The sequence below is a fragment of the Marisediminicola senii genome (assembly GCF_011057645.1).
Taxonomy (GTDB): Bacteria; Actinomycetota; Actinomycetes; order Actinomycetales; family Microbacteriaceae; genus Marisediminicola; species Marisediminicola senii.
Genome location: NZ_JAALGE010000006.1, coordinates 68847 through 83027, shown reverse-complemented (window position 1 = coordinate 83027; position 14181 = coordinate 68847). Strand labels below are relative to the sequence as shown.

Below are 14181 nucleotides of genomic sequence, written 5' to 3'. Positions count from 1 at the left end.
CTGCCCCAGCCGTCCTCCTCGACACGCGAGCCGCAGCATCCACCCCACCCCCTCCGCCACCCCACCGCACCGCACCGCACCCCACCCCACCGCACCCCCCTCCCCACCCCATGGACTACGTTTCTCGACTGTGGCGCTCATCGATAACGGCATCTATGTCGACGGAAAACGAACCGGAAACCCGCACACCCTGACCGAGACGTACGAGCTGATGCGCGAACGCCACGGAATGGCGTGGATCGGCCTGTATCGCCCCGACAAGGAGGAGATCCAGTCGGTGGCCGACGAGTTCGCGCTGCACCCGCTCGCGGTCGAAGACACCCTCGGCGGGCACCAGCGCGCCAAGCTCGAGCGCTACGGCGACACCCTTTTCGTGGTGCTGCGCCCCGCGCGCTACATCGACGCGCAGGAGGTAGTCGAGTTCGGCGAGGTGCACCTGTTCATCGGCCCCGGCTTCGTCGTGACCGTGCGGCACGCCGAGAATCCCGACCTCGCCAAGGTACGCCGCCGCCTCGAGGCCAATCCCGAACTGCTCGCCCTGGGCCCGGAGGCCGTGCTCTACGCCGTGCTCGACGAGGTCGTCGACGCTTACGGACCGGTCATCGCCGGCCTCGAGAACGACATCGACGAGATCGAGGACCAGCTGTTCGGCGGCGACCCCGCCGTCTCGCGCCGCATCTACGAGTTGCTGCGCGAAGTCATCTCGTTCCAGCGCGCCGCCGGTCCGCTCCGCGAGATGCTCGATTCCCTGCAGCGTGGAGCCGACAAGTACGGCGTCGACCTCGAGCTGCAGCGGTCACTGCGCGACGTGCTCGACCACGTGCTGCACATCACCGACCGCGCGGCGTCGTTCCGCATCCTGCTCGAGAACGCCCTCACGGTGCACTCGACGCTCGTGACGCAGCAGCAGAACGACGAGATGAAGCGGCTGTCCGAGGCGAGCCTCGAGCAGAACGAGGAGACCCGAAAGCTCTCCGAAACCAGCCTCGCCCAGAGCGAAGAGGTCAAGAAGATCTCGTCGTGGGCCGCCATCCTGTTCGCCCCCGCCCTGATCGGCACCATCTACGGCATGAACTTCACGTACATGCCCGAGCTCGACTGGCCGATCGGCTACCCGCTCGCGCTGCTCGGGATGCTCCTCAGCGGCGTCATCCTCTACCGCGTCTTCAAGGCCCGCCACTGGCTGTAGCGGGGACGACCGGGCCGACACACCCACCGCCGCACCTCTGGTTACGATGGCTCCCGTGACCACAGCCCCCGACTTCGACCAGGTAGTCGGCGGCCCCGCACCCGCCAGCCGCAGAGCAGCGCGCGCGACCGGGCCAGGGGCAGCGGCATCCACCGCTTCAGGCGCCACCCCCGCAGCCACCACCTCCGCCGGCGCGACCCCAGCTCGCGCAGGCACCGCCACCCCCGCAGCCACCACCCCCGCCACCGCAACCGGCAGCCGCCTCGACCGCTGGTGGGCGCGCGTGCTCTCCACCCCGCTCCGGCAGCGCATCTGGGCGTGGGCCGGCCCGATCGCGGTCACCCTGCTCGCCGCCGTGCTGCGCATCGTCGACCTCGGCAGGCCGTCGAGCCTCGTGTTCGACGAGACGTACTACGTCAAGGACGCCTGGAGCATGCTCACCCTCGGCTACGAGGGACAGTGGCCAGACGGTGCGGATGCGAGCTTCATCGCCGGGGCGACCGACGTGTTCACGAGCGAGGGCGCCTACATCGCGCATCCTCCGCTCGGCAAGTGGATCATCTCGCTCGGCATGCAGGCGTTCGGCGCCGGTGACCCGTTCGCGTGGCGCATCAGCACCGCGATCGTCGGCGTGCTCGCGGTCGCCCTGGTCTGCGCCATCGCGTTCGCGCTGTTCCGCTCGACCATCCTCTCCACCATCGCCGGCTTCCTGATGGCCATCGACGGCCTCGCGGTGGTCATGTCGCGCACCGCCCTGCTCGACAACTCGCTGATGTTCCTCACCCTGCTCGGCTTCGGCGCGGTGCTCCTCGACCGGCAGCAGAGCGCGGGCCGACTGGCCGAGTGGGTGGAGCGGCGCCGCGCCGCCGGACGCAGCACCGACCTCGGCCCCGCCCTCTGGTGGCGCCCGTGGCTGATCACCGCCGGACTGCTGTTCGGCCTCGCCACTGCGGTCAAGTGGAGTGGCCTGTACTTCCTCGCGTTCTTCGCGATCTACACCCTGCTGGTGGATGCCGCCGCCCGCCGCCGCGCCGGGGTGCTGTTCTGGGCCAGCTCGACCGCGGTGCGCCAGGCACCGGTCAGCTTTTTGCTCATGGTTCCCATCGCGATCGCCGCCTACCTCGCGACGTGGACCGGGTGGCTGCGCACCGACGGCGGATACGACCGCAGCTGGGCGGCCGACCAGGTGGCCACCGGCGTCACCCCCACCCCCGGCTGGTTGCCGGCCGCGTTGCAGAGCCTGTGGCACTACCACCAGTCCATCTACGCGACCAACCTCGCGCAGGAGACCCCGCACGGCTACCAGGCCGACGCGCTCAGCTGGCCGCTGCTACTGCGCCCGACCGCGTTCTTCTACCGCTCCAGCGTCGAAGGCGAGAACGGCTGCGGCTTCGGCACCTGCGCCGAATTCGTGACCGCCCTGCCCAACCCGCTGATCTGGTGGCTCGCGGTGGGCGCGACCCTCTTCCTGCTCGCGCGGTTCATCCTGCGCCGCGAATGGCAGATCGGGCTCATCCTCGCCGGCGTCGCCGCGGGCTACCTGCCGTGGCTGCTGTACCTCGACCGCACCGTGTTCCAGTTCTATACGATCGTCTTTCTGCCGTACCTGATCCTCGCGCTGACGGCGGTCATCGGCCTCGTGCTCGGCAGGCCGACCGACACGGAGTGGCGCCGGGTAGCCGGCATCCGCACCGTCGCCATCGGGCTCGCCCTGATCGTCATCGTCGCGACCTACTTCTGGTCGATGTGGACGGGGCTGCAGGTCTCCGGTCCCTTCCAGCAGCTGCGCTACTGGCTGCCGGGCTGGCGGTGAGTCGCCGTATTACGCAGCGGAGATTTCGTGATGGATGCCTCGGGTAGCGTTTCAGCATGGCCACACCTGACTCGTCCGATACCGACCGCGACTGGGGTTTCAAGACCCGCGCCATCCATGCGGGCAACATCCCCGATGCGGTGACCGGCAGCCGCGCGCTCCCCATCTACCAGTCGTCGGCATTCGTCTTCGACGACACCGCCGACGCCGCCGCCCGCTTCGCCCTGCAGAAGTACGGCAACGTCTACAGCCGGCTGAGCAACCCCACCGTCGCCTCCTTCGAGGAGCGCGTCGCCAGCCTCGAGGGGGCGCTGGGCGCCGTCGCCACCGCCTCAGGGCTCTCCGCCCAGTTCATCACCTTCGCGTCGCTCGCCGGCGCGGGCGACCACATCGTCGCCTCGGCGAACCTCTACGGCGGGTCGATCACCCAGCTCGACGTGACACTCCGCCGCTTCGGCGTCGACACCATCTTCGTGCGCAGCGCCGACCCGGCAGACTACGCCGCGGCGATCACCGACAAGACCCGCTTTCTCTACGCCGAGACCGTCGCGAACCCGTCGGGCGAGATCGCCGACATCGAGGGCCTCGCCGACGTCGCGCACGCCCACGACCTGCCGCTGATCATCGACTCGACCATCGCGACGCCCTACCTCAACCGCCCGATCGAGTGGGGCGCCGACGTGGTCGTGCACTCCGCGACCAAGTTCCTCGGCGGGCACGGCACGACCCTCGGCGGCGTCGTCGCCGAGAGCGGACTGTTCCCCTGGGCCAGCGACCGGTTCCCGCTGTTCGACGAGGCGGTGCCGAGCTACGGCGGACTCAACTGGAGCGGCAACTTCGGCGAGTACGCCTTTCTCACCCGGCTGCGCGCCGAGCAGCTGCGCGACATCGGCCCCTCGCTCGCCCCGCACTCGGCGTTCCTGCTCGCGCAGGGCATCGAGACCCTGCCGTACCGCATGCAGGCCCACGTCGACAACGCCCGCATCGTGGCCGAATGGCTCGACGCCGACGACCGCATCGAGAGCGTGTTCTGGGCGGGCCTGCCCGAGCACCCGCACCACGACCGCGCGCTCAAGTACCTGCCCAAGGGCGCGGGCTCGGTGTTCAGCTTCGTGGTCAAGGGCGGCCGCGAGGTCGGCCAGAGGTTCATCGAGTCGGTGCAGCTCGCGAGCCACCTCGCCAACATCGGCGACGCCAAGACCCTGGTCATCCACCCGGCGTCGACCACCCACGCGCAGCTCAACGAGCAGCAGCTCGTCGACGCCGGCGTGCTCCCGGGCGTCGTGCGCATCAGCGTGGGCATCGAGGAATCCGACGACATCATCTACGATCTCGACCAGGCGCTGACCGCCGCGACGAAGGGAATCTGATGAGCTTCGACACCGGCGGCCCCACCCCGGGCACCCCCACGATCTCGCCGTCTGCCGAGCCCGAGGAATCCAACCCGACTCCGCTGCCCGACGACAGCGAATCGGGCACGGTCACCACCCAGCTGACCAACGGCCTCACCTGCTCGCTGCCCGCCAGCAGCCCGCTCGCCAAGCGGCTCAAGTCGCAGCGCACCTGGGTCGGGCCGAACGCCAAGCAGCGCCTCGCCATCCTGCGCAAGGCGAAGTCGGTCGCGATCGTCGGCGCTTCGCCGAACTCGACCCGCTCGAGCTACTTCGTCGGCACCTACCTGCTTCAGTCCAGCGACTACCGCGTCTACTTCGTCAACCCGAACGCCGACACCATCCTCGGCCAGAAGGCCTACCCGGACCTCGCGTCGCTGCCCGACGTTCCCGACATCGTCGACGTGTTCCGCAAGGCCAGCGACATTCCCGCGGTCATCGACGACGTCATCGCCAGCGGTGCGAAGACCGTGTGGGTGCAACTCGGCATCTGGAACCAGGACGCCGCGATCTACGGCGAGAGCAAGGGACTCACGGTCGTCATGGACCGCTGCATCAAGGTCGAGCACGCCCGGTTCCACGGCGGACTGCACCTGCTCGGGTTCGACACCGGGGTCATCTCGGCGCGCAAGCTCGTTCGGTAGGGTGGCCGGCCCGGGGCGCCCAGCCGGCCCCGGGTAGCATCGGGCCATGCCCCGCTCCCGCCTCCTGCTGATCCTCGGGGTCACCCTCCCGCTGCTCGCCTGCATCCTCATAGGGTTCACGCACCCGATGCGCCTGACCGCCGAGTCGGCGGCCTACTGGCAGGGCATGCACATCGCGCTGATCCCGCTGTTCCCGCTGATCGGTGCGGCTCCCTGGCTCATCGCCCGTCGGGTCGACCGCCGCCTCGGCTGGGTCGCCGGGGTGTTCGGCTTCGGCTTCGCCGCGTTCTATACCGCGCTCGATATCCTCGCCGGTGTCGCGGCCGGAACCGTGGTGCTGGCCGGCATCCCCGAGGCGACGAGCTCGATCTACGTGGTCGCCCGCATCCTCGCCTGGGTCGGCGTGATCTCCCTGGCGCTCGGCGTGCTGGTGGCCGGCATCGCCGTGTTCCAGCGCGCCCGCCTGGTCGCCATCCCCGCCACCCTGATCGCGGGCGTCGGCGCGCTGCTGGTGCAGCCTGGCCATATCTACTTTCCGGTCGGCACCCTCGCGATGCTGCTGCTCGGCGCGGGGTTCACGATCCTCGCCGTCGCGGTGACGCGTGATGCCTCGGTCGTCGAGCAGCCCGCAGGCACCGGCTCGACCGCGGGGTCGCGCACCTAGCGTCAGGCGTCGGCGAGCGCGTCCCCGAGCGCGTCCGCGCTCGTCAGCGGTAACCGGCACACGAAGTCGCGGCACAGGTATGCGGTGGTGGCCGACCCCTGGGGCACGCGCCCCTCGAAGAGCTCGAACCCCGCGCCGGCGAAGGCACGCGCCTGCTGCGGGGTCACGACGGCGGTCACGCTTCCGGCACGCAGCCAGCCGCGGGCGAGCGTCACGAGCGCGGCGGCATCCACCGCCGTATCGGCCTGGTCGCCGGAGCCCCCCGCATCACCGTCTCCCGTGACCACCACGAGCTGGCTGGCCGGCGCCTGCAGCCGGGTGACCAGGCCGAGCGCGGCCCCGAACGAGATCGGACGCGGCACGGCCAGCGGGGCGAGCACCGCCATCGCCGACTCCGCGGCTCGCCGATAGCGGTCGTCAGCGGTGAGCAGGAACAGCGTGTGCGCGGCGCCGGACATCGCGGTGATACCCGACGGGTAGGCGCCCTCCGACGGGTCGACCGCCAGCGCGACGCCGTGCGCGGCGAGCGTCGGGTCGGCACCGCCCGGCACCGTGAAGCCGGTCGGCGCGTCGCTCAGCGCGGCGTCGACGAGCCGGCGGGCGCTCTCCGCGTAGCCGACCTCACCGGTGGCGAGCGCGAGGTGCAGCAGCGCCGACGCGAACATCCCGTAGTCCTCGAGGGTCGCCCTGGCCGCAGACACCCGGCCGTCGATCGACGCGCGCACCAGGGTGCCGTCGCCCGTCACGTGCACGGCGAGCAGGTAGTCCGCGGCGTCGCGGGCTGCCTGAATCCAGTCGGGGCGCTGGTGGCGTGCGCCGGCGTCGGCCAGCGCCTCGATCGCGAGGCCGTTCCAGCCGGTGAGCACCTTGGCATCGATGGCCGGTGGATGCTGCTGGGCGCGAGCCGCGGCATCCAGCGAGTAATAGACCCCCTCGACGCGCACGCCGTCGACATCGCTCTCGCTGTCCTGCGCCGACGCGAACGCGCCGCCGAGCACGCCACCCCCGCCGGCCCCGCTACCCTCGCCAGCCCCGCCGACGCGCAGCACTCCGGTCAGGAAGCCCGCGATGCCGTCGGCGATGTCGTCGCCGCCCGGCACCCTGGAGTAGGCGCCGAGCAGCATCGCGTTGTCGTAGAGCATGCGCTCGTAGTGCGGGTCCGACCAGTCGCGCATTGTCGAGTACCGAAAGAACCCGCCCTCCACGCTGTCGCGCAGCGGCGATGCGGCCATCCGGCCGAGGGTGCGCACCGCGAGCGCGGTCGCGTCGAGGTCGCCGAGCGAACCGCGGTCGAGCAGGAAGCCCAGCACCGGCGCGACGGGAAACTTGGGAGCGTCGCCGAAGCCGCCGTAGCGGGTGTCCTCGTAGCCGATCAGCTCGGTCATCACCGCGCCCCACGCCTCGGCATCGGGGAGGGCAGTGCCGCTGCCGTCGCCCGCCTGCCGCTGGTCCTGCGCCGCGAGGGCGTCGTGCACCGTTCCGGCGTTCGACTCGACCTCGTCGCGACGGTCGCGCCACGCCTCGCCGACGGCGTCGAGCACCTGCCGGAACGCGGGGTGCCCCTGGCGGGGCTCGGGAGGCCAGTAGGTTCCGGCATAGAACGCCCGCCCCCGCGGGGTGACGAACACGTTGAGCGGCCACCCGAGGTGCTGCGTGAAGGCGCCCGCCGCCGCGAGGTAGGTGGAGTCGACGTCGGGATACTCCTCGCGGTCGACCTTGATCGCGACGAAGTTGGCGTTGAGGTGCGCGGCGAGCTCGGGGTCGCTGAAGCTCTCGCGCGCCATCACGTGGCACCAGTGGCAGGTCGAGTAGCCGATCGAGACCAGCACCGGGACGTCGCGCTCGGCGGCCGCCGCGAATGCCTCATCCCCCCACTCGAACCAGTCGACGGGGTTCTCGGCGTGGGACCGGAGATAGGGGCTTACGGCATTCGCCAGTCGGTTCGGCATGCTCCCAGCGTAGGCTGGCGCTGTGCCTACGACAGCCATCACCTTCATCGGCGGACCCACCGCGCTCCTCGAATACGCGGGCTTGCGCATCGTGACGGATCCGACGCTCGACCCGCCCCAGACCTACACCGAGCCGGGGACCACCACGCTGGTCAAGACCGCGGGGCCCGCGATCTCGCGTGCCGACCTGTGGCCGGTCGACCTCGTGCTGCTGTCTCACCACGCCCACAAGGACAACCTCGACTGGGAGGGCCTCGAGCTGCTGGCGCAGGGTCCGGTCACCGTCAGCACGATGCGTGCGGGCGCCGACCTGTGGGGCGGCGGCGTGATCGGCCTCGACGACTGGGAGAGCCACCAGCTCGGTGCGGTGACGGTGACCGTGGTTCCCGCCCTGCACGGGCCGCCGGGGTCCGAAGCCCGTGTCGGAACGGTCGTCGGCTTCATCCTCGAGGCCGAGGGCGAGCCGACCGTCTACGTCAGCGGCGACAACGCGTCGCTCCCCCTGGTCGAGCACATCGCCAGTCGCTTTCCGTCGATCGACATCGCGGTGCTGTTCGCGGGGGCCGCGCGCGTGCCGGGCATCGACGCCCCGCTGACCATGACGTCGACGGATGCCGCGACCGCCGCGCGCATCCTCGGCGCGCAGCGCGTCGTCGGGCTGCACACCGACGACTGGCAGCACTTCTCCGAGACCCGCGACGACCTCGAGGCGGCGTTCGCCGACACCGGGTTGCTCGTCGACACTCCCCGCGGCGAGCGCGTCGAGCTGTAGGCGCCTGCCCTCGGCCGGGCAGCGCCGAGTGGAAGGGACGGGCGTCGACGAGCCGTCGCCCGCGCCGGGCAGCGCCGGTTCAGACCGGTTCGGGAGTGGATGCCGCCGCCCGCGCGACGTGGCTCCTGGCGTGCTCGACTGCCGCGTCCAGCTCGGTGAACAGGTGATTGCGGTGACGCAGCGACGCGATGACGCCGACCCGCGTGGCGACGGTGAGGTGTGCGGGCTGGATGCCCTTCACCAGCACCGTGATGCCGCGGCGCTCGAGGGCGTGGATCATCTCGGTGATCACCTTCGCGCCCGTCGCGTCGAGCGCCTGCAGCTGCGACATGCGCAGGATCACCACTGAGACGCCGAGAACGGCGCTGACCCGGTCGAGCACCCGGTCGGCCGCGCCGAAGAACAGGGCACCGTCGAGGCTCAGCAGCGCGATGCGGTCGTCGCCGGGGTGCGCGGGCAGGGGCAGTTCGTCGCGGTGCACCCCGCCCGATCTCGCGAGCACGCGGAGGGCGAAGAACGCAGCCACCGCGATGCCGATGCCCACAGCGACGATGAGGTCGAGCGACACGGTGACCAGCGCGGTGACGACGAACACGGCGGCGTCGGAGCGGGTCGACCCGAGCACGCTGCGCACGGTCGCGACCGACACCATGCGGGCCGCGGTGACCATGAGCACCCCCGAGAGCGCCGCGAGGGGGATCTGCGAGACGACGCCGCTCGCGAGGTAGACGACGGCCAGCAGCACCAGCGCGTGCACGATGGCGGCGAGCCGGGTGCGTCCGCCGGAGCGCAGGTTGACGGCGGTGCGGGCGATCGCGCCGGTGGCCGGCATTCCCCCGAAGAGGCCGGAGGCGACCGAGGCGAGGCCCTGGCCGACCAGCTCGCGGTCGGCGTCGTATGGCCCGGTGTCGGAGATCGATGCGGCGACCCGCGCCGAGAGGAGCGACTCGATGGCGGCGAGGGCCGCGATGGTGAGGGCGGGGCCGACGAGTGCCTGCAGCCGCACCGGGTCGAGGTTCGGCAGCTGGGGTGCCGGCAGCGAGGAGGGCAGCACCCCGATCGTCGCCAGTGGCAGGCCAGCCAGGGTCGCCGCCGCGGTGACGACGACGATGGCGACGATCGAGCCCGGTAGTTGCTTCAGCAGGAGGGGTGACAGCACCATGATGGCGGCGACCACCGCGACGGCGAGCACCGGCCAGACGACGGTTGCTGCATCCACCGAACCGAATGATTGCACGGCAGACACCACGGCATTGCTGCTGGGGCCGGGTGCCGCGCCGATCGCCGCCGGTACCTGCTGGAGGAAGATGATGGCCGCGATGCCGAGGGTGAATCCCTCGATGACCGGCCACGGGATGAACGAGACGACCCTGCCGAGTTTCGCGAGGCCGACGAGCAGCACGATCACGCCGGCCATCAAGCTCACGATGGCGACGGCGCCGACCCCGTGCACGGCGACGATGGGGCCGAGCACGACGACCATCGCGCCGGTCGGTCCGGAGACCTGGATGTGCGACCCGCCGAACACCGCCGCGACGAGGCCCGCCACGATGGCCGTGATCAGGCCGGCCTCGGCGCCCGCGCCCGAGCTGACGCCGAAGGCCAGTGCGAGGGGCAGGGCGACGATGCCCACCGTGACGCCCGCGAGCACGTCGCCGCGCCAGCTGCGGCGCACCTCCGCGTAGTCGCTCGCGGCGGGCAGCAGGGGTCGGAGGTACCGCAGGGGTCGCATGGGTTACGTCGATTCGGGATCGGAAGGCGGTGGCGGGGAATCGGACGGCGTCGACGCCGGCTGCACCGGAAGCCCCGCCGATGCGGTGACCGTCGACGCGAGCTGCTGCCGGGTGTTCTCGAGGATCTCGACCAGCAGGGCGCGAGAGACACGCAGCAGGTCGGCGACCTGCGGGTAGGCCAGCGAATAGAAGACCTGGCTGGCCCGGCGCTCAGCGACGACGAGGTTGTGCTTGCGCAGCACGGAGAGGTGCTGCGACAGGTGGGATGCCTCGAGCCCGGTATCGGCGATGAGGTCGGAGACCGGCACGGTGTTCGCGGCCGAGAGCACCTCGAGGATACGCACCCGCACCGGGTGGGCGAGGCCCTTGAAGAGGTTGGCCTTGACTTCGTAGAGGGGCCGCTGCGCGCCCGCGAATTCGTTCATCGCCCCAGTCTCGCGGATTGATGAATCCATCACGTCGCAGTCGCCCGACACCGTCGCGCCGCGCTCAGCGGGCGAAGTACCCGCGGTAGTACTCGAAGAACCACCCGATGAGGCACAGGATGAGGATGGGGAGCGCGATGATCGCGATCCACGCGCTGACCGACAGGCCGAGGATGAGGATGGTCGAGGCGGCGGCCAGCAGGATCGGCCACCAGCTCCACGGGCTGAACAGGCCCAGCTCCGAATCCCCGTCGTCGATGTTCGCGTCGAGGCGGTCCTCGGCGAGCAGGTCGCCGCCGACCGACTTCACGAGGCGGCCGAAGTAGAACGCGAGCAGCAGGCAGAGCACGGCGCACAGGCCGACCGTGATGACGCCCACCAGCTCGAGGTTGTGCGCCTGCAGGCTCCAGAACAGGTAGACGGAGGTGACGGTGAGGAACGACCCGCCCATGACGTAGAGAATGCGAGCGGCTGACTTCACTGCGAACGACCTTTGATGGATGACTTTATCAATCCATCATATGAACGCGACGTAGGACCAAGGGCCCGTTAACGCGGGCACCGCGCCCGGAGCGTGTGCTTGGGGCGCGGTGCGTGGCTCGCGGCGCGAGGTCCTGCGGGTGGTTACTTCTTCAGGAACTCCAGCACGGCGCGGTTCCATTCGTCGGCGTGGCTGACGTTCACGCCGTGGGGTGCGCCCGCGATGACGACGAGCTCGCTGTGCGCGATCGCCGCGTGGGTGCGCGCACCGGATCCCTCGAACGGCACGGTGCCGTCGCCGTCGCCGTGGATGACGAGGGTCGGCACGGTCACGCGCGGCAGGTCACCCCGAAAGTCGGTCGACCCGAACGAGGCCATGGCGGCGAGGGCCGCGACCTTGCTCGACTGCTTCGCGAGCGCGATGGCGTCCTGGCGCTGCTGCTCGGTGACCTTGAGCACGCCGTCGACCGAGAAGAAGTCGGTGGTGAAGCCGTCGTAGAACTCATTCTCGTCGGCGGTGAGGCCGGCGGTCATGGATGCCGCGGCGTCGGCCGACAGCGGACCCTCCGGGTTGTCGTCGCTCGTGAGCAGGTACGGCGGCACCGCGGAGGCGAACACCACGCTGCGCACGCGCTCGTCACCGAAACGGGAGAAGTACCTGGCCACCTCGCCGCCGCCCATCGAGAACCCGATGAGGGTCACGTCACGCAGATCGAGCTCTTCGAGCAGCGAGTGCAGGTCGTCGGTGAGGGTGTCGTAGTCGTAGCCCGTCTTGGGCTTGTCGCTGCGGCCGAAGCCGCGGCGGTCGTAGGTGATGACGCGGTAGCCGGCGGCGGCCAGCACGGGCACCTGCTCCGACCAGGATTCGCCGGAGAGCGGCCAGCCGTGGATGAGTACGACGGGGCGACCGGATCCACCGGTGTCGTCGACGTGCAGGTTCGTGTTCTTGAACAGTCCGTGGTGTGCGGTGATCTCGGTCATCGTGACGTTCCTTTCGCGCCCGCGATACTGCGGGCCTACCCACTGTGTTCGAACCGCCCCGGCATTCGGATTGGTCGCCCAGCGGGCATACAGCGAACGGCGGGCCGGGGGTCTTCCCCCGGCCCGCCGTCGGCTCGCTGCGTTCGGTAGCGCAGTGCCTAGTTGATCTCTGCCGGGTCTCCCCCGACACGTCCGCCGCGCTCCATGGCGCTGATGCTCGACTGCTCGGTGGGGGTGAGCTCGAAGTCGAACAGCGCGAAGTTCTCGGCGATGCGCTCGCGGCTGTTCGACTTGGGGAACACCACGTGCCCCTGCTGGATGTGCCAGCGCAGCACGACCTGCGCGGGCGTGCGCTCGTGGGCGTCGGCGATCGCTACGATCTCGGGCAGTTCGAGCAGCGGGTACTTGCCCTGCCCGAGCGGGCCCCACGCCTCGGTGATGATGCCGTGGTCGTGGCCGTATGCGGTCTCGGCAGGGCGCTGGTGGTATGGATGCAGCTCGATCTGGTTCACCGCGGGAACCGTGTCGGTCTCGCCCGCGATGCGCTCCAGGTGCTCGACGAGAAAGTTGCTCACCCCGATGGAGGTGGACTTGCCCGCGGCACGGATCTGCTCGAGTGCCTTCCAGCTCTCGACGTACAGGTCGCGCTTCGGGGTGGGCCAGTGGATCAGGTACAGGTCGACGTGGTCGAGCCCGAGCTTCTCGAGGCTGGTGTCGATCGCGGCGTGCGCGCTGTCGGTGCCCTGGTCGGCGTTCCACAGCTTGGTGGTGATGAACAGCTCGTCGCGCGGGATGCCGGAGGCGGCGATGGCGCGGCCGACGCCCTCCTCGTTCCCGTAGATCGCGGCGGTGTCGATGTGCCGGTAGCCGATTTCGAGGGCGTCCGAGACGATGCGCTCCGTGGCATCCGGATCGACCTTGAAGACGCCGAAGCCGAGTTGCGGGATGCTGCGGCCGTCGTTGAGTTCGAGGGAGGGGACTGTCATGGCAGGTGCCTTTCGTCGGGTCCGTTGTATGAGCTGAGGGGGCGGATCAGGGCGTTCGACGCGGCCTGCTCCATGATGTGCGCCGTCCAGCCGGTGATGCGGCTGGCGACGAAGAGCGGCGTGAAGGTGAGGGTGTCGAAGCCCATCAGGTGGTACGCGGGGCCGCTCGGGTAGTCGAGGTTCGGCTTGATGTTCTTGCGCTCGGTCATCGCCGCCTCGAGGGTGTCGTAGAGGTCGAGCACGTCCGGCCGGTCGTATTCCGCGACGAGGGTCTCGAGTGCGGCCTTCATGGTCGGCACCCGCGAGTCACCGTTCTTGTAGACCCGGTGTCCGAAGCCCATGATCTTGCGCTTCTCGGCGAGCGCGGCATCCAGCCAGATCTCGACCCCGCCCGCGGTACCGATCTCTTCGAAGACGTGCATGACGGCCTCGTTGGCGCCGCCGTGCAGCGCACCCTTGAGCGCCCCCACCGCGCCGGTGACCGCGGAGTACAGGTCGGCGAGGGTCGAGGTGATGACGCGGGCGGTGAACGTCGACGCGTTGAACGAGTGCTCCGCGTAGAGGATCATCGACACGTCGAACGCCTCGACCACGACCAGGTCCGGCACCTCGCCGAAGGTCATGTGCAGAAAGTTGGCGCTGTAGCCGAGGTCGTCGCGCGGTTCGACGAGGTGCTCGCCGCGGCGGCGACGCTGGTCGTAGGCGACGACGGCGGGCAGGGCGCTCAACAGGGCGATGCTCTTGCGCAGGTTGGCCTCGGGGCTGGGGTCTGCGGCGTGCGGGTCGCGGGCGCCGATCACGCTGACGGCGGTGCGCACGACGTCCATCGGGTGCGCGGTGAGCGGCAGATCGTCGATGACCTTCTTGACGACGTCGTCGAGGTGGCGGCCGGAACGCTCCAGCTGCTCGAAGTCGGCGAGTTGCTGCTCGTCGGGCAGTTCGCCGTGCCAGAGCAGGTAGGCGACCTCCTCGAACGAGCACTGCGCGGCGAGCTCCTGCACGGGGTAGCCGCGGTAGAGCAGCGAGTTCGTCTCGGGGTTCACCTTCGAGACGGCGGTGTAGTCGACGACGACTCCGGCGAGTCCGCGGTGGATGTCCTGGTCTGGTGTCTCTGGCATGGGGATGCTCCTTCGTGTCGGCGGCGGTCGGCGGTG

The 14181-nt window shown here is 70.2% G+C and carries 13 protein-coding genes; 6 read left to right on the top strand and 7 right to left on the bottom strand.

The window, feature by feature from the left end; translation table 11 throughout:
- The first annotated feature begins 130 nt into the window (after positions 1-130).
- The 5 genes from G5S38_RS04585 (at position 131) to G5S38_RS04565 (ending at position 5701) form a co-directional block, all read left to right on the top strand.
- On the top strand, positions 131-1189 hold the full coding sequence (locus G5S38_RS04585) for a magnesium and cobalt transport protein CorA (RefSeq protein WP_165064975.1): 1059 nt from the start codon (positions 131-133) through the stop codon (positions 1187-1189).
- Positions 1190-1244: 55 nt separating this feature from the next.
- On the top strand, positions 1245-3002 hold the full coding sequence (locus G5S38_RS04580; protein ID WP_235928894.1) for a dolichyl-phosphate-mannose--protein mannosyltransferase: 1758 nt from the start codon (positions 1245-1247) through the stop codon (positions 3000-3002).
- A gap of 56 nt (positions 3003-3058) precedes the next feature.
- Positions 3059-4372 carry an O-acetylhomoserine aminocarboxypropyltransferase/cysteine synthase family protein gene (locus G5S38_RS04575; RefSeq protein ID WP_165064968.1) on the top strand — a complete coding sequence of 438 codons (1314 nt, stop codon included), beginning with the start codon at positions 3059-3061 and terminating at the stop codon, positions 4370-4372.
- Positions 4373-4518: 146 nt separating this feature from the next.
- The gene (locus tag G5S38_RS04570) at positions 4519-5037 is read left to right on the top strand and encodes a CoA-binding protein (protein ID WP_235928895.1); all 519 of its coding nucleotides are present in this window, start codon (positions 4519-4521) and stop codon (positions 5035-5037) included.
- A 46-nt stretch (positions 5038-5083) separates the two neighbouring features.
- Positions 5084-5701: a hypothetical protein gene (locus G5S38_RS04565; RefSeq protein WP_165064961.1), complete on the top strand. Its 618-nt coding sequence runs from the start codon at positions 5084-5086 to the stop codon at positions 5699-5701.
- 2 nt (positions 5702-5703) lie between these two features.
- Here G5S38_RS04565 and G5S38_RS04560 read toward each other — a convergent pair whose 3' ends face one another.
- A complete protein-coding gene (locus tag G5S38_RS04560; protein WP_165064958.1) occupies positions 5704-7650 on the bottom strand; it encodes a thioredoxin domain-containing protein in 1947 nt (648 codons plus the stop codon).
- A 22-nt stretch (positions 7651-7672) separates the two neighbouring features.
- Here G5S38_RS04560 and G5S38_RS04555 point away from each other — a divergent pair, with 22 nt between their 5' ends.
- Positions 7673-8422 carry an MBL fold metallo-hydrolase gene (locus G5S38_RS04555; RefSeq protein ID WP_165064955.1) on the top strand — a complete coding sequence of 250 codons (750 nt, stop codon included), beginning with the start codon at positions 7673-7675 and terminating at the stop codon, positions 8420-8422.
- Positions 8423-8501: 79 nt separating this feature from the next.
- Here the strand turns inward: G5S38_RS04555 and G5S38_RS04550 are convergent, their stop codons facing one another.
- From G5S38_RS04550 to G5S38_RS04525, 6 genes are all read right to left on the bottom strand, one after another.
- Positions 8502-10154: a SulP family inorganic anion transporter gene (locus tag G5S38_RS04550; protein WP_165064952.1), complete on the bottom strand. Its 1653-nt coding sequence runs from the start codon at positions 10152-10154 to the stop codon at positions 8502-8504.
- A 3-nt stretch (positions 10155-10157) separates the two neighbouring features.
- Complete coding sequence (locus G5S38_RS04545; protein ID WP_165064949.1) at positions 10158-10580, bottom strand: ArsR/SmtB family transcription factor; 423 nt, start codon at positions 10578-10580, stop codon at positions 10158-10160.
- 64 nt (positions 10581-10644) lie between these two features.
- A complete protein-coding gene (gene ctaF / locus G5S38_RS04540) occupies positions 10645-11061 on the bottom strand; it encodes an aa3-type cytochrome oxidase subunit IV (protein ID WP_165064946.1) in 417 nt (138 codons plus the stop codon).
- Between the two features lie 143 nt (positions 11062-11204).
- Positions 11205-12041: an alpha/beta fold hydrolase gene (locus tag G5S38_RS04535; protein WP_165064943.1), complete on the bottom strand. Its 837-nt coding sequence runs from the start codon at positions 12039-12041 to the stop codon at positions 11205-11207.
- A 158-nt stretch (positions 12042-12199) separates the two neighbouring features.
- Complete coding sequence (locus tag G5S38_RS04530; protein ID WP_165064940.1) at positions 12200-13027, bottom strand: aldo/keto reductase; 828 nt, start codon at positions 13025-13027, stop codon at positions 12200-12202.
- Entirely contained in the window at positions 13024-14145 is a 1122-nt protein-coding gene (locus tag G5S38_RS04525; RefSeq protein ID WP_165064937.1) for a bifunctional 2-methylcitrate synthase/citrate synthase, read from the bottom strand. Before G5S38_RS04525 ends, G5S38_RS04530 begins: the two co-directional genes overlap by 4 nt.
- Positions 14146-14181 lie beyond the last annotated feature (36 nt).

Excerpts from the sequence above, each read along its gene's own strand:
- G5S38_RS04575 (WP_165064968.1), top strand. The coding sequence starts at position 3,059 with ATGGCCACACCTGACTCGTCCGATACCGACCGCGACTGGGGTTTCAAG.
- G5S38_RS04565 (WP_165064961.1), top strand. The coding sequence starts at position 5,084 with ATGCCCCGCTCCCGCCTCCTGCTGATCCTCGGGGTCACCCTCCCGCTG.
- G5S38_RS04560 (WP_165064958.1), bottom strand. The coding sequence starts at position 7,650 with ATGCCGAACCGACTGGCGAATGCCGTAAGCCCCTATCTCCGGTCCCAC.
- G5S38_RS04550 (WP_165064952.1), bottom strand. The coding sequence starts at position 10,154 with ATGCGACCCCTGCGGTACCTCCGACCCCTGCTGCCCGCCGCGAGCGAC.
- G5S38_RS04545 (WP_165064949.1), bottom strand. The coding sequence starts at position 10,580 with ATGAACGAATTCGCGGGCGCGCAGCGGCCCCTCTACGAAGTCAAGGCC.
- G5S38_RS04535 (WP_165064943.1), bottom strand. The coding sequence starts at position 12,041 with ATGACCGAGATCACCGCACACCACGGACTGTTCAAGAACACGAACCTG.
- G5S38_RS04530 (WP_165064940.1), bottom strand. The coding sequence starts at position 13,027 with ATGACAGTCCCCTCCCTCGAACTCAACGACGGCCGCAGCATCCCGCAA.
- G5S38_RS04525 (WP_165064937.1), bottom strand. The coding sequence starts at position 14,145 with ATGCCAGAGACACCAGACCAGGACATCCACCGCGGACTCGCCGGAGTC.